Raw genomic sequence first — 19,548 nt, forward strand, 5'->3', positions numbered from 1 at the left:
GAGGGGCTGTGGAGCTGGTTGCCGGTGGCGCTGCTGCTGGCGCTGCTGGTGGCCGTGTGGACCTTCTTCCAGGTGCGCCAGCGCCTGTCCATTGGCGGCTCGCTGCCGGGCGCCCTGCGCCGGCGTGCCCTGCGGGTGCGCTATCAGCCGATCTACGACCTGGCCACGCGTCGCTGTGTCGGTGCCGAGGCGCTGCTGCGCTGGCGCCGTGCCGACGGCAAGCTGCTCGGCCCCGACCATTTCATCCCCATGGCCGAGAGCAGCGGGCAGATCCGCGAGATCACCGATTACGTGCTGGAGCAGGTGCTGGTACAGCTCGGCGATTTCCTCCGCGAGCATCCGGATCTGTACGTGTCGATCAACCTGGCCGCCTGCGACGTGGCCGAGTCGCGTATCGGGGCGCTGGCGACGCGCCTGCTGCTGCAGTACCGGGTCGGCGCCGGGCAGATCGCCTTCGAGGTCACCGAGACCGGGCTGACCGATGTGCAGGCGGCCAAGGGTGTTCTGGCGCAGTTACGCGAGAGCGGCCACCGCATCCTGATCGACGACTTCGGCACCGGCTATTCCAGCCTGGCCTACCTGCAGGAGCTGCCGGCCGACGTGCTGAAGATCGACAAGTCCTTCGTCGACGCGCTCGGTCACGACGCCGCCAGCAGCGGGGTGGCGCCGCACATCATCCACATGGCCCACGAGTTGCGCCTGAAGGTGGTGGCCGAAGGCATCGAGCACGAAGCCCAGGCGCTGTTCCTCGCCGAGCAGGGCGCCCAGTGCGGCCAGGGCTGGCTGTTCGCCAAGCCGCTGACGGCGCGGCAATTTCGCCAGCTGGTCGGCCGGCAGGGTTAGGCGGTCGGCGGCGTGGTGCCGATCAGTCGCGAGTCGGCCAGGGCGGCGGTGCGGTGCACGGTGGCGGCCTGGTATTCGGGATCGCTGATCATTGCCAGGAAGGCCTCGGGCGAGGGGTAACGCACCAGCAGCATCTCGTCCCAGCTTTCGCCGGGCGGTGCGATCAGCGCCACCTGCACCGGGGCGAGGATTTCCACCCGGCCGCCAACGCCCTGCACCTTGGCGATGGCCGTGCGGCTGTAGCGCTTGTAGGCCTCGCGGCCGCTGCAGGCGGCATGCTCGCTACCTTGCGGGTAGCTGGCGTCGGCGTTGTAGCGCAGCAGGTTGAGCATCAGGATCGGCTGGCCGGCGGGCATCCGCGCGGCGAACTCGGCGAGCTGTTCGTGACTGGGGTTGAGGCTGGGCATGGTGGTCTCCGCAAAGTGACGCGACCAGACTGTTCAGTCGGGTCACGTCGGTCAATCGTCATCCACCGCTCTGATGGTCGGCCATCAGGGTTTGAAGCTGCGCGCATCCTTGGCCCAGGTATCCAGTACCGGCTGTATGTCCTTGAGGGTCAGCTGGGTGCTGGAGTTCTCCAGTTGCAGGCCGTGGCCCTTGCGCACCGTGCGCAGCAGCGGCTGGCTGTTGCCGGCATCCAGCGCCTCCAGCTCGATATAGATATTGGTGTCGCGGTCGCGAGTGCCGGCAGCGGTGCTGGCGGCGGCCACCACCAGGGCGATCGGAATCACCTCATAGACGTGCATGCCCTCGGCCGAGGTGTCCACACCGGTGATGGCACTGCGCAACACCAGGCTGTCGGTGTTCGGCGTGTCGACCACCTGCATGCGCTGCGACAGCTCACGCTTCATGGCTTGCTGCAGGTAGTCGGTGATCTGGTCGAGGGTGGCCTGGCTGACCTGTTCGTTGGGTTTGGGCGCGGGGTAGAACACCGGCTTTTCGATATACACCGAGCTGTAGCGGCTCGCGTTGTAATCCGGGGAAACCCAGCGCAGCACGGGCGCGCCGCTGGCCGAGGTGGCCGGCTGGAGCTGCGAGTAGTCGGCGAGAAAGCCCGAATACTGCGATGGCTGGGTGGTCTGGCTGGCGCAACCGGCGAACAGCAGACTGATACTCAGGGCTAAAGCAATTCGTGCTGAACGGTGCATTGGCTAATCCCCTTTGGGTCTGAAATCGAATTCAGCCTAGTCGACCTTTCGCTCAGTTGTATTACAGCGGCAATGCCAGGTAGAAGCTGGCGCCCTGGCCTGGGCGCGAGTGCAGGCCGATGCGGCCGCCATGCAGCTGCACGATCTCCTTGCACAATGCCAGGCCCAGGCCGGCGCCGCCCTTGCGCCTCCCGACCTGGACGAAGGGCTCGAACACCCGCGCCTGCTGGCCGTAGGCGATGCCTTCGCCGCTGTCCTCGACGCCGAGAATCAGCTGCTCGCCCTGGCGCCGTGCCTGCAGGCGAATCTGTCCGCCGCCGGGCGTGTGGCGCAGGGCGTTGCCCAGCAGGTTGTCCAGTACCCGCTCCAATTGCAGGCGATCGGCACGCAAGTGCGGCAGTGGCTCCTGGGTCTCCAGCAACAGCTCGATATCCTGCTCCGCGGCCTTGGCGGAAAAGCGCCGAGCGGCCTGTTCCAGCAGTTCCTGGGGCGCGCAGGGCTGCAGTTCGAGCTGCTGCAGGCCGTTCTGGTAGCGGGAGAAGTCGAGCAGGTCATTGAGCAGGCGCAGCAGGCGCTGCATTTCCTCGTCGACGGTGCGCAGCAGGTCGTCCTCGCGGCTCTCGGCGGCGAAGTGCAGGCGTTCGCGCAGCAGGCCGAAGGCCATGTGCATGCCGGTGACCGGCGTGCGCAGCTCATGGGAGGCGCGCAACACGAACTCGCCGCGCACCCGCTCGAAGGCACGCTGGGCGGTGACGTCGCGCAGCACCATCACCGCGCCCAGCACGCCGCCGCTCTCGTCGCTGACCGGGGTCAGGCTGTAGCTGAGCAGGCGCTGTTCGCCGCCGAGCTCCAGGCTCAGGTCCTCGCCGTCCTGCTCCGGGTGCTCGCCGGCCAAGGCCAGCTGCAACTGCTCGCGCAGCGGCTCGTGGGCCAGCAGCTGTGGCAGCGGTTGGCCGGTCGGCGTGTCGTCCCAGCCGAACTGGCGCTGCGCCACCGGGTTGCCGTGTTCCAGGCAGCCGTTGCGGTCGATGATCAGCAGGCCGTCGTCGATGCTGTCGAGCACCGCCTGCAGGCGCCGCTGGCTGGCGATCAGCTCGGCCACGCGACTGGCACGGAACTGGCGCAGGGCCTCGGCCATCTGCCCGAAACGCTGGGTCAGCGAGGCCAGTTCGGCCTCGCCGCTGAGCGGCAGGGTGACCTGGAAGTCGCCGCGACCGATCTGGTCGGCGGCGGCGGCCAGGGCCTCGATCGGGCGGCCGAAGCGCTGCGCCACGGCATGTGCGGTGATGAAGCCGATCACCAGCAGGGCCAGGCTGATCAGGCCGAGCAGGGCGGCGATCATCCAGGCTCGTTGGCGCGACTGTTCCTGATCCAGCTCCACCGCGCCGACATAGCGCGTCTGCACGGCGTTGATGCGGTCGCGCAGGGCCTGCAGGGCCAGTACGAAACGGTCATCTTCGAGCAGTTGCCGGCGTACCGTGACCGGGCTGTCGAGGAACTGGTCGAACTGCTCGTAGGCGCGCTCGATCTCGGCCAGCGCCTGCTGGTCGCTGGGTTCGATGGCGCCGGCGCCGGCGCGTTGCAGCCACTGGCGGAAACGCTGGTCGGACGCCTTCAGGGCCTGGCGGTCGAGGTGGTCGCGCAGCAGCAGGATGACCTGGCTGCCCATCTCCTGGCGCAGGCCGAGGCTGGCCTCGATGATCTCCAGATTGCGGGTCATGGCCTGGTTCTGTGCCCGGGTCAGCAGCAACACGCTGGTCATGCCCAATAGCAGGCCGAGCAGGGCCAGGGTCATCAGCGCACTGCTGCTGAGGAACAAACGGCTGCGCAGTTTCATAGGCCGTACTGCTTGCGCTTGCGGTACAGGGTGGAGACGTCGATGCCGAGAGTGCCGGCGGCCTGTTCCAGGGTCGAGCTGCTGGCCAGCACGGCGGCGATATGTGCCTTCTCCAGTTCCTCCAGGCTCAACGCCGCGCCGACCCGCGGGGCGTCATCCACGCTGTCACGGGCGAGGCCCAGGTGTGCGGGTTCGATCTCCTCGCCGGGGCAGATGATGCTGGCGCGTTCGATCACGTTGCGCAGCTCGCGCACGTTGCCGGGCCAGGCATAGCCCTGCAAAGTCGCCAGGGCCGCGCTGCCGAAGGCGCGGGCCGGGCGGCCGTACTCGCGGACGAAACGGGCGAGGAAGCCTTCGGCCAGCGGCAGCAGGTCTTCGCGGCGCTCGCGCAGCGGCGGCAGGGTCAGGCAGATGACGTTGAGGCGGTACAGCAGGTCCTCGCGAAAGCGCCCCTCGCGAACCATGGCGTCGAGGTCGAGATTGGTGGCGGCGAGGATGCGCACATCGGCCTGGCGCGTCACCGGGTCGCCGACCCGCTCGTATTCCTTGTCCTGGATGAAACGCAGCAGTTTTGGCTGCAGCTGCAAGGGAAAGTCGCCGATTTCGTCGAGAAACAGGGTGCCGCCGTCGGCCTGGCTGACCCGCCCCTGGGTGCTCTCGCTGGCGCCGGTGAAGGCGCCGCGGCTGTGGCCGAACAGCTCGCTCTCCATCAGCTCGGTGGTCAGCGACGGGCAGTTGATGGTGGCGAAGGCCTTGCGCGCACGCCGGCTCCAGCCGTGGATGGCGCGGGCCAGCTCGCCCTTGCCGGTGCCGGATTCGCCGAGGATGAGGATGTTGGCGTCGGTGTCGGCCACCTGCCGCGCGGTTTCCAGCACCGCCATGAAGGCCGGGCTGTGCGAGTCGAGGCCGTCCTGGCTCTTGCGTACTTCGCCCTCCAGAGCCTCCAGGCGTGCCGCCAGCTGGCGTACTTCCAGCTGCTTGGCGGCGGCCAGGCGCAGCTGGTCCGGGCTGCACGGCTTGACCAGGTAATCGGCCGCGCCGGCCTGCATGGCGTCCACCGCGGTATCCACGGCGGAGTGGGCGGTGACGATCACCACGCGCATCCACGGTGCCTGCACGCGCATGCGCTGCAGCACCTCCAGGCCGTCGTCCTCGCCCAGGCGCAGGTCGAGGAAGCACAGGTCGAACACCTGGCGCTGCAACAGCGCCTCGGCCTGGGCCGCGCTGCTGGCGCCGGCCACCTGGTAACCGCTGTCCTCCAGGCAGTAGCGGAAGGTGCGCAGGATGGCGGCTTCGTCGTCCACCAGCAGGATGCGGCCAGTGTTGTTCGGGCTGTTGGGCATGTCGTCTCTCCTTGATCGCTGTTGATCTTAGTCCGCGGCAAACCGTGCAAGTTGCACGGTGGTTTTTCTCCGACCTTGCACAATGCAATCTCTCGCCGATTCTGGTCAGTACATAACTATCTGAAATTATTGAATATTTGTGTTTTTAAAGGGCTGGCACAGGGCTTGCGATATTCCTCCCCAGCGGCTGCCGAGACGGCCGTCATGAATGCATATCGGAGGAAGCGCCATGTATCAGATGAAGAAACTTGCCCTGGCCACCCTGACTGCCGGCCTGCTCGGTTTGTCGCCGCTGGCCGCCCAGGCGGCCGAAGGCGATCTTGGCCGTCAGCTCAGCGAGGCCCGCCAGGAAGGTTCGATCTGGACGGCGATTGCCCTCAATCGTCATCTCAGCCCGTTCAGCATCGATGTGGATGTGGAAAACGGCGTGGCCGTGCTCACCGGCAAGGTGGAAAGCGACATCGACCGCGACCTGGCCGAACAGCTGGCCCTCGGCACCGAGGGCGTGAAGAAGGTGGACAACCGCCTCAAGGTCGACGCCGGCACCCAGCCGCGCCAGCAGGTCAACAGCCTGGCGCAGCAGTTCGATGACGCCACCCTGACCGCCATGGTCAAGTCCAAGCTGCTGTGGAACAGCAACACCGAAGGCCTGGATATCGATGTCGATACCAAGGCCGGCGTGGTCACCCTCAAGGGCAGTGCGCGCACCGCCGAGGCCAAGGAGCTGGCCGGGCGCCTGGCAGAGAACACCGAGGGCGTGCACCGGGTCAACAACCACCTCAGCGTCGACGCGACGGACAGCGCGGCCAGCCAGGCACAGAAGGTTGCCGACGACACCAGTCGGGCCATTAGCGACGCCTGGATCACCAGCAAGGTGAAGTCCAGCTACCTGTATGACCGCCAGCTCGACGGTCTGGAAATCTCCGTGGAAACCAAGGCCGGCATGGTCGAGCTCAGTGGCAGCGTGCTCAGCGCGGCCGAGAAGCAGCTGGCCATCGAGACCGCCCGCAACATCCGTGGCGTGCGCGGCGTGGACGCCGATGCGCTGCGCATCGACGGCTGATTTTCCCCTGCGCCGGCCTGAGCCGGCGCCCAACACGGCGCGTTGCGCCGCAGCAAGGAGAAAAACCATGAGCAAGCAAGCAGTCCAACTCAACGAACTGATCGAGATCACCCGCGACGGCCAGCGTTTCTACGAGCACGCCAGCCGCGAGGTCAAGGACAGCCACCTGAAAAGCTTGTTCGGCGAGATGTCGCTGGCCAAGGTCGACGTGATTCGCGCGCTGTCCGCGCGGGTTGCCGCCAACCATGAGCAACCGGCCAGCGGCGGTACCCTGGTCGGCAAGCTGCGCCAGGTCTATGCCGATACCCGCGCGACCCTGGCCAGCGACGAGGCGGCCACCTATGTGGCGCAACTGGAGGAGGCCGAGGACCGCATCCTGCACGCCTTCGAGGATGCCCTGGAAAGCGCCGATGCCGAGCTCAAGCCGCTGCTGGTCAGCGAGATGCCCAAGGTGCGCGCCTGCCACGACCGCATGCGTGGCGTGAAGCGTTCGATCTGAGCCGCGGCGGGTCGCTGCTTGCGGCGGCCCGCACCTTACGGAGAAACCATCATGAAACCCCTGCATCTGTTGCCGCTCGCCGCCCTGCTGTTCGTTCTCGGCCTGGTCACCGGTCTGAGCTGGCCGAGCACCTCGGCCAGGCAACAGGATCTGACCGCCCTGCCGGCGCCGAGTGTGTCGCTGGCGCAGCGGGCCGATCTGCTGCAGGCCCGGCGTCAGCCGCGCTGGGTGTTCTGAGGAGGTCCCGTCATGTATGTCCTGCTCGCCGTCTTGGGGTTGGTGTTCTTGCTGGCTAGCGCCAGCCTGGCCAGTGCCGTGCTGGTCGGCCATGCCCTGTTGCACAGCCGCCTGATCGACGACGAGGCACAGCCCTCGCCGAGCGTTGCAGTCGCCCCCAATCGTCGTACGCAGCCCCTTACCGCTTAGGAGAATTCCCATGCTTAGTTGGTCGATTACCTTCCTGATCGTCGCCATCATCGCCGCCGTGCTGGGCTTCGGTGGCATTGCCGGCACCGCCGCGGGCATCGCCAAGATCCTGTTCCTGGTGTTCCTGGTGATGTTCATCCTGTCGTTCATTCTCGGTCGCCGACCGCGAGGTTGAGGTGAGTAGCATGAGCCCGTGGAAAAACCTGCTCGGCGCCGCCTGGCTGACCCTGGCCTGCACCGCGCAGGCCGCCACCAGCGGCGCCGAGATGCGCGTGGAGCAGATCCTGCAGAGCGACCCGCAGTACCAGGACGCCTGGCAGGAAGTGCTGGAAGACGAAGAGCGCCTGCCCGACTGGGTGATCAATCTGGACGGCATGGGCCAACCCATGGAAGCGCAGGAGAGCGAGGGCGAGCAGTATCTGGTCGGCCGCCTGTGCGAGGCCTACGACTGTTTCCACCAGCGCCTGTTCGTTGCCTTCAGCTGGGACAAGCAGCAGGCCTACGCCTTGCTGGTGCAGTTGCCCCAGGGCCTGCCCGCCGACCGCGCCCCTGCAGAGCATGATCGCCAGCGCTGGCTCGGTGAGCCGGATGAGGACATGCGCAAGCTGTTACTGGAACAGCTGGCCAGCGAGCCCGACTGGTACTGAGTCGGCCCGCGCGCGTCAGCCGCGCCGGGGTTATCATCCCCCGCAACTGAAGCGGGGGATGCGGCATGCTCAACGGCCTGTGGCTGGGGTTTTTCGTGGTGGCGGCGCTGGCCGCCGGGGTGCGCTGGCTGGGTGGTGACCCGGCCGTATGGGCGGCCATGGTGGAAAGCCTGTTCGCCATGGCCAAGCTCTCCGTCGAGCTGATGGTGGTGCTGTTCGGCACCCTGACCCTGTGGCTGGGCTTTCTGCGCATCGCCGAAAAGGCCGGCCTGGTCGATCTGCTCGGCCGCGCCCTGGGCCCGCTGTTCGCCCGCCTGATGCCCGAGGTGCCGCGTGGTCATCCGGCACTCGGCCTGATCACCCTCAACTTCGCGGCCAACGGCCTGGGCCTGGACAACGCCGCCACGCCGATCGGCCTCAAGGCCATGAAGGCGCTGCAGGAGCTCAACCCCAGCGCCACGGTGGCGAGCAACGCGCAGATCCTCTTCCTCGTGCTCAACGCCTCGTCGCTGACCCTGCTGCCGGTGTCGATCTTCATGTACCGCGTGCAGCAGGGCGCGGAAGACCCGACCCTGGTGTTCCTGCCGATCCTTCTGGCCACCAGCGCCTCGACCCTGGCCGGCCTGCTGTCGGTGGCGCTGATGCAGCGCCTGCGCCTGTGGGACCCGGTGGTGCTGGCCTACCTGATTCCAGGCGCGCTGCTGCTGGGCGGCTTCATGGCGCTGCTGGCCGGGCTGAGCGCGGTGGCGCTCAAGGAGCTGTCGGCGCTGCTCGGCAACCTCACCCTGTTCGGCCTGATCCTGCTGTTCCTGCTGGTCGGCTGGTTGCGCAGGGTGCCGGTCTACGAAACCTTCGTCGAGGGCGCCAAGGAAGGTTTCGACGTGGCCAAGAACCTGCTGCCGTACCTGGTCGCCATGCTCTGCGCCATCGGCGTGCTTCGCGCCTCCGGCGCCCTGGACTTCGGCCTCGACGGCATCCGCACGCTGGTCGACTGGCTGGGCTGGGACAGCCGCTTCGTCGACGCCCTGCCTACCGCGCTGGTCAAGCCGTTCTCCGGCAGCGCGGCGCGCGCCATGCTGATCGAGACCATGCAGAGCCAGGGTGTGGACAGCTTTCCGGCGCTGCTTGCGGCTACCGTGCAGGGCAGTACCGAAACCACCTTCTACGTACTGGCCGTGTACTTCGGCGCAGTCGGCATCCAGCGTGCCCGCCATGCAGTGGGTTGCGCCCTGGTGGCCGACCTGGCCGGGGTGCTGGCAGCCATCGGCGTGTGCTACTGGTTCTTCGGCTGAACCTTGCCAGGCTGGGTCGCGTGGTGGCGCTTTCGTGGGAGCGGTTTTAGCCGCGATGCTCTCAGGCAATAAGGCATCGCGGCGAACGCCGCTGCAACCTGTCTATTTCAAGCCTAAACGCACCGCCAGGCGATGCAGGTTGGCGCGGTCGACACCCAGCTCGCGGGCGGTGGCGGCCCAGTTGTCGGCGTTGCGCGTCAGGGCCGCCTGGATCAGCTGGCGCTGATAGGCGTCCAGGGCCTGGCGCAGGTCGCCATTGAGCGGCGCCGATGGGGGCTCGGCGGCAACGACAACGCTACTGGCCGCGGCGGCGGCAGTCCCTGCCAGGTCGAGGTCGCATGCTTCCAGGCTGAGGATACGCGGGCGTTCCGCCTGGCGCGCCAGGGCCTTGAGCGCCGCGCGGCCGAGCAGGTGCTCCAGTTCGCGCACATTGCCCGGCCAGTCGTGGGCCAGCAGCGCCGCCTGGGCCTCGCCGCCCAGGCGCAGGCCGCGCAGGTGCAGGCGCGCACGACTCTGTTCGAGGAAATGCCCGGCCAGCAGCAGCACGTCGCGGCCGCGTTCGCGCAGCGGTGGCACCACGAGCGGATAGACGCTGAGGCGGTGGTAGAGGTCGGCGCGGAAGCGCCCGGCGCGCACTTCCTCGGCCAGGTCGCGGTTGGTGGCGGCGAGGATGCGCACGTCCACCCGGTGCTCGCGGTCCGAGCCCAGACGCTGCAGCTGGCCGCTCTGCAGCACGCGCAGCAGTTTGGCCTGGACCGCCAGGGGCAACTCGCCGACTTCGTCGAGCAGCAGGGTGCCGCCATCGGCCAGTTCGAACTTGCCGCTGCGCTCGCCGCTGGCCCCGGTGAAGGCACCGCGCACATGGCCGAACAGTTCGCTCTCCACCAGTTGGTCCGGCAGCGCCGCGCAGTTGATGCTGACCAGCAGCTTGCGCGCCCGTGGTGAGCGGGCGTGGATGGCCTGCGCCACCAGCTCCTTGCCGACCCCGGTTTCACCCTCGATCAGCACGGTCAGGTCGCTGCCGGCGACGGTATCGATTTCCGCCAGCAGGCGCTTGTGCGCCGCGCTCTGGCCGATCAGTTCGGCACGCCCTGCTTGCCCGGCTACCTCGCGGAAGCGCGCCGCCAGTTGCTGTTCGGCCTCGGCCTGGCGCGCCAGGCCGAGCAGGCGCTGGTTGGCCTTCACCGCGGCGGCGGCCAGGCGGGCGAAGGCCTCCAGGTTGTCCAGGTCGTTCTGTGCGAAGCTGCCCGGCACCAGGCTGTCGAGGGTCAGCAGGCCCCAGGGGCGGTCATCGATGAACAGCGGGCAGCCCAGGCAGTCGTGTACTTCCAGGTGGCCGACGTGTTCCTCCACCAGGCCGTCATAGGGGTCCGGTAGCTCGCTGTCGGCGGCGAAGCGGGTCGGCGTGCGCTGTGCCAGCAGGGCGGCGAAACGCGGGTGCTCGGCGATGGCGAATCGCCGGCCGAGGGTGTCCGGGCTGAGACCGTCGACCGCCAGCGGAATCAGCTGCTCGCCGTCCAGGCGCAGCAGCGCGGTGGCGTCGCAGGGAATCAGCGCGCGCAGGGTGCCGAGCAGGCGCCGGTAGCGTTCGTCCTCGGCCAGTTCACGGCTGAGATCGTCGACCAGTGGCAGCAGTGCCTGGAGCAATGGGTGAGTTGTCATCATGACTCCGTGATGTTATATAGACAGCTTGCGAGACGCTGTCAATTCAACATGATTTTTCGTAAATATATGAATATAAAAGATAAAAAATTTGGCACGCTTAATGGAATGTCTCGGGAAACATCCCTGCGTGCAAAGAGGAATACACCATGTTGTCTCCCGAACACATCGCTCTGGTCAAGGCCACCGTTCCCCTGCTGGAAAGCGGCGGCGAGGCGCTGACCACTCACTTCTACCGCATGATGCTGGCGGAGTATCCGCAAGTGCGTCCGCTGTTCAACCAGGCGCACCAGGCCAGCGGTGACCAGCCGCGTGCCCTGGCCAACGGCGTGCTGATGTACGCCAAGCATATCGACCGCCTGCAGGCACTCGGCCCGCTGGTGGGGCAGATCGTGCAGAAGCACGTGTCGCTGCAGATCCTCCCCGAGCACTACCCGATCGTCGGCAGCTGCCTGTTGCGGGCGATCCGCGAGGTGCTGGGCGCCGAGGTGGCGACCGATGCGGTGATCGCGGCCTGGGCCGCTGCCTATGGCCAACTGGCCGACCTGCTGATCGGTGCCGAGGAGGAGGTGTATGCCGCCACCGAGCGCAGTCCCGGTGGCTGGCGTGGCGGGCGGGCCTTCCACGTGGCGCGCAAGGTGCGCGAGAGCGAGGAAATCACCTCCTTCTACCTGCAGCCGGCGGATGGCGGCGCGCTGCTCGACTTCATTCCCGGACAGTACATCGGCCTGCGCCTGCAGCTGGAGGGCGAGGAAGTGCGCCGCAACTACTCGCTGTCGCAATCGGCCAACGGTCGCGACTACCGCATCAGCGTCAAGCGCGAGTCGGGCGGTCGGGTCTCCAACCATCTGCATGACCAGGTCGCCGAGGGCGACACGCTGGAGCTGTTCGCCCCGGCCGGCGAGTTCACCCTCGGCCGCTCGCGCAAGCCGCTGGTGCTGATCAGTGCCGGCGTCGGCATCACTCCACTGTTGAGCATGCTGGAGGTGGCGGTCGAGGATGGCCGGCCGATCCATTTCATCCACTGCGCCCGCCACGCCGGGGTGCAGGCCTTCGCCGCGCGGGTCGACGAGCTGGCCGCGCGTTATCCGCAGGTGCGGCGTTTCTATTGCCTGGAGCAGCCGCGCGTGGGCGACGGGGCCGATGCCCATGGCTGGTTGAGTGCCGAGTTACTGCAACGCTGGCTGCCGGCCGAACGCGACCTGGATGCCTACTTCCTCGGGCCCAAGCCGTTCATGGCCATGCTCAAGCGCCAGCTGCGCGAGCTGGGGGTGCCGGACGCCCAGGTGCGTTACGAGTTCTTCGGCCCGGCCAGTGCGCTGGAGGCCTGAATACGCCGGGCTTTGGGCATGTGTTGCCAAATGTGACTATGTTTTCGGGTAGGCATTGGGCCTGTAGTCGGTGACCTACCATGAACAACTGGACCATTCGTACCAGGCTGTTTGCCCTCATCGTGGTGATGCTGGCGGGCAGCCTGGCCATTGGCGTTTCCGGGCTGTTCGGCCTGCGCGAACTGCTCGGCGGCCTGAACAGCGTGTATCTGGACCGCGTGGTGCCCTTGCGCGATCTCAAGATCATTGCCGACCTGTATGCGGTGAATATCGTCGATGCCAGCCACAAGGCGCGCAACGGCAACATGCCGCCGGCTGAGGCCGCGCGTCTGGTGGAAGAGGCGGAAGGCAAGATCCAGAGCGTGTGGCAGGCATACAAGGCGACCCGCCTGATTGATGACGAGCAACGGGTGATCGCCCAGATCGAACCGCTGATGGTCAAGGCCCGCGAGCCGCTGCAACGGCTCAAGAGCATGCTGAAGGCCGGCGACACGGCGGCGCTGGCCGAATTCACCAGCAAGGACCTCTACCCCTATATCGATCCGCTGTCGGAACAGTTCGGCAAGTTGATCGAGGTGCAGCTGCATGAGTCCGAGCGCCAGTACCACCAGGGGGTGGCACTGGAACGACGCAACGAGTATCTGGTAGGTGGCTTGCTGCTGGCGCTGCTATTGGGTGGTGGCCTGCAGGCCTGGAGCATGAGCCGCGGCATCAACCTGCGCCTGACCGAGCTGCGCGAGGTGGTGTCGCGCAATGCTGCCGGCGACCTCAGCCAGCCGGTGCAATGCAGCGGTCGTGACGAGATCACCGAGGTGCAGGTGTCTTTCAAGCAGATGCAGGAGAGCCTGCGCGACACCCTGCAGGGCATCCAGGGCGCCGCCACCCAGCTGGCCTCGGCGGCGGAGCAGCTGCATGCGGTTACCGAGGAGTCGTCCAAGGGCATTACCCGGCAGAACGACGAGATCCAGATGGCGGCCACGGCCGTGACCCAGATGTCGGCGGCGGTGGACGAGGTGGCACGCAACGCCAACCACACCTCCGACTCCTCCCGTGAAGCCGAGCAGAGCGCCGAATCCGGCCGTCAGCAGGTCAGCAGCACGCGCAACACCATCGAGCAGCTCAGCGAGCGCCTGCGCATCACCTCCGGCACCATCGGCCGCCTGGCCGACGAGGCCATCGCCATCGGCCGGGTGCTGGAAGTGATCCGTACCATCGCCGAACAGACCAACCTGCTGGCGCTGAACGCCGCCATCGAGGCGGCGCGGGCCGGCGACCAGGGCCGTGGCTTTGCCGTGGTGGCCGATGAGGTGCGTGCGCTGGCTCAGCGCACGCAGACCTCGACCCAGGAGATCGAGCGCATGATCAGCGCCATCCAGGGCGCCAGCCAGGAATCGGTGGAGGCCATGGGCGAGAGCAGCGAGTACGCCAGCCGCAGCAGTGAGATGGCCAACCAGGCCGATGGCGCGCTGGAGTTGATCGCCCAGCGGGTCGGTCAGATCAACGAAATGAACCTGGTGATCGCCAGCGCCGCCGAGGAACAGGCGCAGGTGGCGCGCGAGGTGGACCGCAACCTGGTGGCGATCCGCGACATCGCCGAGCAGAACGCCACCGGCGCCCACGAAACCTCGGTGGCCAGCGATCAGTTGGCGCGCCTGGCCAGCGATCTCAATGGCATGGTGCAGCGCTTCCGGTTGTAGTGCAGAGGCCTGCTGGTGCGACCAGCGAAGCGGCTGTGCCCCTGACCGCAGGCTGCGGGCACCCTCTCTCCGGAGGAGTCGCCCGGCTCCCCCTGCGAGCCGAGCTACTGGGCCTGATCGTCCTCGCTGAACAGTCCCTTGCCCCATGTCAGCAGTGGGTCTTCGTGCTCGTGGGCCTCGAGAATGGCCAGTTTGGGCGCGATGAAGTCCTCGAAGTCTGCTGCCGACTCGAAGTGGCGCCCGGTAAATATCGTGAAGAACATCTTCTTGCCGATGCTGACGGAGAACATGTTGCCGAACGGTTTGCCGGCGCTGCGCAGCAGGATCAGTTCGGCATGGCTGCCGACCGTGCGCTCCAGCGGTAAGACCTCCTGGGTGACATCCTGTTTGGCGCGGCCGATCCCGATGCCTCCGCCCTGGATGGCGCCGTAGCTGCTGAATGCGGCGTCTGCAGCGTTCGGCAGCAGCGACACGGCGCTGTGCAGGAAAAGCTCGTGTTTCTGCTGGTACTGGTAACTGAGTTCGACGCTGCGGGTCAGGTAGTTGGTGCTGCGGCGCAGCCTGGGGTTACCGGCGTTGGCTGCCAGGCCGAAGTCCGTTGCGGTGAGTAGCAGGCTGCTTTCCTCGGCGCTCGGTTGCGTACGACTGTCGCAGCCGGCCAGCAGCACGATGGCGAAGAGCCAGGGTAGATGTCTGAGCATGATGCGTTCCTTGCGGGGTGCCAGCTCGGCAGCTTGCCCGAGCGCAACGGCGCTGGCCAGTGGACTGGCGCGCTGTCGAAAAACGACCTGCTAGTCGACCACGCTGAAGCGCAGCACGCCGATCTGCTGGCCATTCTCGGTCACCACGCGCACCTGCCAGCGGCCCGTAGCATTGGCGGGGAAGTTGCGCTTGTGGGTCCAGGCGCGGTAACCGGCCTTGCGCCCGCCGTGGATATCCAGGGCGATGCGGTCCATCTCGCGGCCTTCGTGGCGCCATACGTGGTAGATGCGCTCGTTGAGCCCGCGTGGTGCGCTGATGGCGGTGTAGGCGTAGAGGCCGATATCGCGTAGCTGTTGGCTTGTCACCGTTTGCAGGCTGCGGCCGGGACTGCGTTCCTGCAGGCGGTCGGTGACCGCCACTTCGCTCAACCACAGGGTTGCCGGTGGCACCCAGGGCCGCGCCAGCCAGGCGCCACCGCCGAGTAGCAGCAACAGGCCGGCGAGCAGCGGCCCGCGCCACCAGCGCTGCAGGCGCAGGCTGCCGACCAGGCTCGGTGCGGCCAGCAGCAGGGCAATGGCCAGGGCCAGGCGGTAGCTCTCGGCGGTGGTCAGGTGGACGATCAGCGGCAGGGCCACCAGCAGCACGGCGAACAGCGCCAGCACGTGGTAGCTCAGGTACAGCCAGCGCCGTTGCGCCAGCCACTTGTAGTAGAGCGGGTCGATGATCGCCAGCAGGGCCGCCGCGCCGAGCAGCCCGGTGAACAGGGCCTGGCCGCTGTTCCAGGCGGTGGTGATAAAGAAGAAGGGCAGGGCGAAGAACAGGCTTTCCTGGTGGATCATCTGGGTCAGGTAGCGCACCAGCAGCGGCGGTATCTCCAGCCCCAGCCAGCGCGCCGCGCCCCGGGTCAGCAGGCCTTCGAGCAGCAGCACGATCCAGCTCAACAGCATCAGCACGGCGATCACCTGGCCGACGCCGGCCTGGCGGTCGACCAGGATGAAGCTGGCCACGCCCGAGCAGAAGCCGAACGCCGCCACCAGGCCGGGGTAGCGCTGCAACAGGGCGAGCAGGTGCAGCAGATGGGGTTTCCAGTTCGGCATTGCGGGCTGTGAGCTGTGGCGGGGCGCGCATGATCGCATGTGCGCCCACCCGGTCAATCGCCCGGCGCTCAGTGGCGAGTGCGCGGAGGCTCGTCGTGCTCGTCGGGGATGCTGGCGGCCTGTTCCTGCGCCGCTTCGCCCGCAGCGCCGTGGCCGGCTTCGAGCAGGGCATAGGCGCTGCTGCAGAACAGCGAGTTGAGGCGCTTCATGTCGGCGATCAGTTGCAGGTGCAGGTCGCTGGTCTCGATGCTCTGCACCACTTTCTGGCTCAGGCGACCGACATGGGCGTGCGCCAGTTTGCGTTCCTCGCGGCGGAACCTGTGCTTCTCCTCCAGCAGGCGCCGGGCATTGTCGCGATTGCCGCCGAGGAACACGTTGAGGCCCAGGCGCAGGTTGTCCAGCAGCAGGGCGTGCAGGGCGCTGAGCTCCTCCAGGCCGCTGTCGGAGAAACTCAGGCGTTCGCGCTTGTGGCTGCCCAGGCGCCCGGCCATGCGCTCGATCAGGTCACCGGCATGCTGCAGGTTGACCGCCAGTTCGATGATCTCGGCCCAGCGCCGGTTGTCGTGCGCCGCCAGGTCGTCGCGCGGCATCTGCGCCAGGTACAGCTTGACCGCGCCATGCAGGGTGTCGAGGTCTTCACCGAGGCGGCGGATCTGCTGTACGGCTTCGCTCGACCCTTCGCGCAACACGTCCAGCAGCTGTTGCAGCATGCGCTCGACCAGGTCGCCAATGCGCAGGGTTTCCCGTACCGCATTGGCCAGGGCCAGGCTGGGGGTATCCAGGGCCGCGCGATCGAGGTGCCGCGGTTGCGCCACGCCGTCCTCGCGGGCGCGCTCCGGCAGCAGCAGGCGGCACAGGCGGGCCATCCAATTGACGGTCGGCAGCATCAGCAGGCAGCGCAGGCTGTTGTAGGCCAAGTGAAAAGTGATCACCAGGGTCGCAGCAGACCACTCCAGGCTGCCCATCCAATCCACCAGCGGCTCTATCAACGGATACACCAGCAGCAGGCCGAGTAGCTTGTACAGCAGGCTGCCGAGGGCCACCTGGCGCCCGCTGGCTGACTGCATGCCACTGGTCAGCAGGGCCAGGATGCCGCTGCCGATATTGGCGCCGATGACCAGACCGATGGCCACCGGTAGGCTGAGCATGCCGCTGCCGGCCAGGGTCGCGGTGAGCAGCACGGCGGCCAGGCTGGAGTAGGTGATGATGGCGAACAGCGCGCCGACCAGGGCATCCAGTAGCAGGTCGCCGGTCAGCGAGGCGAACAGCGCCTCGATGCTGTTGGACTCGGCAATCGGCCGCGCCGCCGCGACGATCAGCTGCAGGGCGAGGATCAGCAGGCCGAGACCAATCGCGACCCGGCCGATCTGCCCGGCGCGGCTCTGTTTGCGCGAGAGGAACAGGATCACCCCGGCGAAGATCAGCAGCGGCGACAGCCAGGACAGGTCAAAAGTCAGCACCCGCGCCATCAGTGCCGTACCCACGTCGGCGCCGAGCATGATCGCCAGTGCCGGCGGCAGCGCCATCAGGCCCTGGGCGACGAAGGAGGTGGCCAGCAGCGCCGTGGCATTGCTGCTCTGCACCAGGGCGGTGACGCCGATGCCGGCGGCGAAGGCCTGCGGCCGTTTGCTCACGCTGTGACTGAGCACGCGGCGCAGTTGCGAGCCGTACACGCGCAGGATGCCGGTACGCACGATATGGGTGCCCCACACCAGCAGGGCGATGGCAGACAACAGGTTGAGCAAGGTGAGCATGGCGCAGCCTCCTGAACGCTATCGGGGCTCGCTCGTTGTGGTCGACGCCGTGCCCGGCGCGCCTGTGTTTCAGCTTGGTTGCTGTTTGGCGAACGCGCCAGTGCGGTTATGCCGCCGGCAGAAAACAAAAAGGGCCGCACAGGCGGCCCTTCAGTATGGTGCTGCGGTTATTTGCGCAGCTTGGCCAGCAAACGGAGGATTTCCAGGTACAGCCAGACCAACGTCAGCATCAGGCCGAAGGCGGCATACCACTCCATGTACTTCGGACACTGCTGCTCGACGCCCTGTTCGATGAAGTCGAAGTCCAGCACCAGGTTGAGGGCGGCGATCACCACCACGAACAGGCTGAAGCAGATGCCCAGCGTGCCAATCTCGTGAATGAAGGGAATCGACAGGTCGGTGAACAGGCGCAGGCACAGGTTGACCAGGTACAGCAGGGCGATGGCGCCGGTGGCCGCTGTCACGCCCAGCTTGAAGTTCTCCGTGGCGCGGATCAGGCCACTGCGATAGGCGGCCAGCAGGCAGAACAGGGTGCCGAAGGTCAGGGCCACGGCCTGGATCACGATGCCGGGGTACTTGGCTTCGTAGAACGCCGAGATGGCGCCGATGAAGACCCCTTCCAGCAGGGCATACAGCGGTGCCAGGTAGGGCGCGCTGCGCTTGACGAAGATGATGATCAGCGACAGCACGAAGCCGCCGAGCGCGGCGCCGATCAGTAGCGGCAGCAGCCGATCTGCGCCTGCGGGGTTGCTGAAGTAACTACCCCAGACCCACACGGCGGGGATCAGCATGAGCGCCAGCAGCATGGCCGTCTTGTTGACGGTGCCACCGAGGGTCATGGGGTTGGCGGATACGTCAAAATCGCTAAAGGCTTGTTCGGACAGCGAGGGATTACCGGATGCCATATGCGCTCCTTGCGTCGTTGTTATTGGCCCGCGCACGTTAGCAAAAAAGCCGCGCTGTCGGCGCTGCTTGTTAACCTTGCCGGCAGCTCATCCGATGGCACCACTCGATGCTCAGCCTGTACCACGCCACCGACCTGGAAACCTTTGGCCAACTGGCCTGTGCGGTGCTGGGTGCGCTGCCGGAGCAGTCCGCGTTCAACCCGCAGGCCATGACCTGGCGTCTCTACGATTGCTTGTGAGCGGCGTTGCTGCAGGCCAGGTCGCCGACCGTAGCGGGCCGACTGCAACCTGCGCTCGGGCCAGCTCTCAGGCGCCATCGCCGGGCGCGCGTCCACGAAACTGCTCGACCAGCAGTTGCAGGCGTTCGGCCAACCCGGCCAGGTGATCGGCGCTATGCCGGCTGCGGCCGGTGGCGGCGACGCTGCTGGCGCCGGCCTGGCGGATGCCATCGAGGTTGCGCTGGATGTCTTCGCCGACCGCGCTTTGTTCCTCGACCGCCGTGGCGATCTGCAGGTTCATGCCGCTGATGGCTTCCACCTGCTGGCTGATCCCGGATAGCGCCGCGCTGGCCTGCAGGGCGCAGCTCACGCTGTTTTCGGCCTGCTGCTGGCTACGTTGCATGGCCGTCACTGCAGCACTGGTGCCCTGTTGCAGGCGTTCGATGATGGCCTGGATCTGCCCGGTCGACTGCTGGGTGCGGATGGCCAGGCCGCGCACCTCGTCGGCGACCACGGCGAAGCCGCGCCCGGCATCGCCAGCACGGGCCGCCTCGATGGCGGCGTTGAGGGCCAGCAGGTTGGTCTGCTCGGCGATGCCGTGGATCACCTCGATCACCTGGTCGATCTCCTGGCTGTGCGCCTGCAGCTGCTGGATCACCCGGTTGCCGCGTTCGACCTCGGCGGCCAGTTCGGCGATGCGCAGGCGTACCTGCTCGACCTGCTGCTGGCCCTGGTCGGTGGCCTGACTGGCCTCGGCAGCGGCACTGGCGCTGAGTTGGGCGTGGCGCGCCACTTCCTGCACGCTGATGGCCATTTGTTCGACGGCGCTGGCGACCTGTTCGGTCTCGGCCTGCTGCTGCACGCTGGCACCCCGGCTGCAGTCGACGGCCGCCGCCAGCTCTCCGGCGTCGCCGCTGAGTTGGCGGGCCGAGTCGGCCAGCCGCCCGACCACGGCACCGGCTTCGGCGCGCAGGGTTTCCAGGGCGAAGGCGATCTGGCCGAATTCGTCGCGGCGGCCACTGTATACCCACTGGCTCAGCGGATTGTCGGCGATCTCTCCGGCCTGTTCGCCAAGCGCCCGTAG

20 protein-coding genes and 1 pseudogene are annotated in these 19,548 nt (G+C 67.1%); 11 read left to right on the plus strand and 10 right to left on the minus strand.

From position 1 onward, the window contains the following. The coding region (locus AYB31_RS12100) for an EAL domain-containing protein (RefSeq protein WP_153020709.1) at nucleotides 1–843 on the plus strand (843 nt) is incomplete at its 5' end. Here AYB31_RS12100 and AYB31_RS12105 read toward each other — a convergent pair. The 4 genes from AYB31_RS12105 to algB all read right to left on the minus strand — a co-directional run bounded on the left by AYB31_RS12105 (nucleotide 840) and on the right by algB (nucleotide 5,171). Then, nucleotides 840–1,250: a DUF1330 domain-containing protein gene (locus tag AYB31_RS12105; protein ID WP_068828946.1), complete on the minus strand. Its 411-nt coding sequence runs from the start codon at nucleotides 1,248–1,250 to the stop codon at nucleotides 840–842. The two genes, AYB31_RS12100 and AYB31_RS12105, sit on opposite strands and share 4 nt — an antisense overlap. A gap of 84 nt (nucleotides 1,251–1,334) precedes the next feature. Further along, the gene (locus tag AYB31_RS12110; protein ID WP_068828947.1) at nucleotides 1,335–1,991 is read right to left on the minus strand and encodes a DUF3313 domain-containing protein; all 657 of its coding nucleotides are present in this window, start codon (nucleotides 1,989–1,991) and stop codon (nucleotides 1,335–1,337) included. Nucleotides 1,992–2,052: 61 nt separating this feature from the next. Next, nucleotides 2,053–3,828, minus strand: coding sequence for a KinB sensor domain-containing domain (locus AYB31_RS12115; protein WP_068828948.1), 1,776 nt, complete (start codon nucleotides 3,826–3,828; stop codon nucleotides 2,053–2,055). Continuing rightward, entirely contained in the window at nucleotides 3,825–5,171 is a 1,347-nt protein-coding gene (gene algB, locus AYB31_RS12120; protein ID WP_068828949.1) for a sigma-54-dependent response regulator transcription factor AlgB, read from the minus strand. Before algB ends, AYB31_RS12115 begins: the two co-directional genes overlap by 4 nt. 229 nt (nucleotides 5,172–5,400) lie before the next feature. On the opposite strand from algB, the gene AYB31_RS12125 reads away from it, so the two are divergent. The 7 genes from AYB31_RS12125 (at nucleotide 5,401) to AYB31_RS12150 (ending at nucleotide 9,098) form a co-directional block, all read left to right on the plus strand. After that, complete coding sequence (locus AYB31_RS12125) at nucleotides 5,401–6,234, plus strand: BON domain-containing protein (RefSeq protein ID WP_068828950.1); 834 nt, start codon at nucleotides 5,401–5,403, stop codon at nucleotides 6,232–6,234. Nucleotides 6,235–6,301: 67 nt separating this feature from the next. After that, a complete protein-coding gene (locus AYB31_RS12130; protein ID WP_068828951.1) occupies nucleotides 6,302–6,733 on the plus strand; it encodes a ferritin-like domain-containing protein in 432 nt (143 codons plus the stop codon). A 51-nt stretch (nucleotides 6,734–6,784) separates the two neighbouring features. Further along, nucleotides 6,785–6,970: a hypothetical protein gene (locus AYB31_RS12135; RefSeq protein ID WP_068828952.1), complete on the plus strand. Its 186-nt coding sequence runs from the start codon at nucleotides 6,785–6,787 to the stop codon at nucleotides 6,968–6,970. 12 nt (nucleotides 6,971–6,982) lie between these two features. Further along, nucleotides 6,983–7,159: a hypothetical protein gene (locus tag AYB31_RS21715; RefSeq protein ID WP_161489380.1), complete on the plus strand. Its 177-nt coding sequence runs from the start codon at nucleotides 6,983–6,985 to the stop codon at nucleotides 7,157–7,159. Between the two features lie 10 nt (nucleotides 7,160–7,169). Beyond that, entirely contained in the window at nucleotides 7,170–7,334 is a 165-nt protein-coding gene (locus AYB31_RS12140; protein ID WP_068828953.1) for a DUF1328 domain-containing protein, read from the plus strand. 10 nt (nucleotides 7,335–7,344) lie between these two features. Then, a complete protein-coding gene (locus AYB31_RS12145; RefSeq protein WP_068828954.1) occupies nucleotides 7,345–7,806 on the plus strand; it encodes an inhibitor of vertebrate lysozyme family protein in 462 nt (153 codons plus the stop codon). A 65-nt stretch (nucleotides 7,807–7,871) separates the two neighbouring features. Continuing rightward, nucleotides 7,872–9,098 carry a nucleoside recognition domain-containing protein gene (locus AYB31_RS12150; protein WP_068828955.1) on the plus strand — a complete coding sequence of 409 codons (1,227 nt, stop codon included), beginning with the start codon at nucleotides 7,872–7,874 and terminating at the stop codon, nucleotides 9,096–9,098. A gap of 102 nt (nucleotides 9,099–9,200) precedes the next feature. Here the strand turns inward: AYB31_RS12150 and norR are convergent, their stop codons facing one another. Beyond that, nucleotides 9,201–10,760: a nitric oxide reductase transcriptional regulator NorR gene (gene norR, locus AYB31_RS12155; protein WP_068828956.1), complete on the minus strand. Its 1,560-nt coding sequence runs from the start codon at nucleotides 10,758–10,760 to the stop codon at nucleotides 9,201–9,203. A 149-nt stretch (nucleotides 10,761–10,909) separates the two neighbouring features. Between norR and hmpA the strand changes: the two genes are divergently transcribed. Then, entirely contained in the window at nucleotides 10,910–12,091 is a 1,182-nt protein-coding gene (gene hmpA, locus AYB31_RS12160; RefSeq protein ID WP_068828957.1) for an NO-inducible flavohemoprotein, read from the plus strand. 80 nt (nucleotides 12,092–12,171) lie between these two features. After that, nucleotides 12,172–13,788, plus strand: a complete 1,617-nt coding sequence (locus AYB31_RS12165) for a methyl-accepting chemotaxis protein (protein ID WP_068828958.1) — start codon at nucleotides 12,172–12,174, stop codon at nucleotides 13,786–13,788. Nucleotides 13,789–13,892: 104 nt separating this feature from the next. Here the strand turns inward: AYB31_RS12165 and AYB31_RS12170 are convergent, their stop codons facing one another. From AYB31_RS12170 to AYB31_RS12185, 4 genes are all read right to left on the minus strand, one after another. After that, nucleotides 13,893–14,489 (minus strand): hypothetical protein, encoded by a 597-nt coding sequence (locus AYB31_RS12170; protein ID WP_068828959.1) that lies wholly within the window; start codon nucleotides 14,487–14,489, stop codon nucleotides 13,893–13,895. Between the two features lie 90 nt (nucleotides 14,490–14,579). Then, nucleotides 14,580–15,587 (minus strand): DUF5924 family protein, encoded by a 1,008-nt coding sequence (locus tag AYB31_RS12175; protein WP_068828960.1) that lies wholly within the window; start codon nucleotides 15,585–15,587, stop codon nucleotides 14,580–14,582. Nucleotides 15,588–15,655: 68 nt separating this feature from the next. Next, entirely contained in the window at nucleotides 15,656–17,341 is a 1,686-nt protein-coding gene (locus AYB31_RS12180; RefSeq protein ID WP_068828961.1) for a Na/Pi cotransporter family protein, read from the minus strand. A 167-nt stretch (nucleotides 17,342–17,508) separates the two neighbouring features. Then, entirely contained in the window at nucleotides 17,509–18,246 is a 738-nt protein-coding gene (locus AYB31_RS12185; RefSeq protein WP_068828962.1) for a Bax inhibitor-1/YccA family protein, read from the minus strand. Nucleotides 18,247–18,353: 107 nt separating this feature from the next. Between AYB31_RS12185 and AYB31_RS22025 the strand changes: the two are divergent. Further along, a pseudogene (locus AYB31_RS22025) lies at nucleotides 18,354–18,482 on the plus strand (exodeoxyribonuclease V subunit gamma); the annotation flags it as partial. Between the two features lie 70 nt (nucleotides 18,483–18,552). On the opposite strand, the gene AYB31_RS12190 reads toward AYB31_RS22025, so the two are convergent. After that, a partial coding sequence (locus AYB31_RS12190; RefSeq protein WP_236715547.1) for a methyl-accepting chemotaxis protein occupies nucleotides 18,553–19,548 on the minus strand: 996 nt, incomplete at its 5' end.

The sequence above is a fragment of the Pseudomonas sp. BMS12 genome (genome assembly GCF_001592875.1).
Taxonomy (GTDB): Bacteria; Pseudomonadota; Gammaproteobacteria; order Pseudomonadales; family Pseudomonadaceae; genus Aquipseudomonas.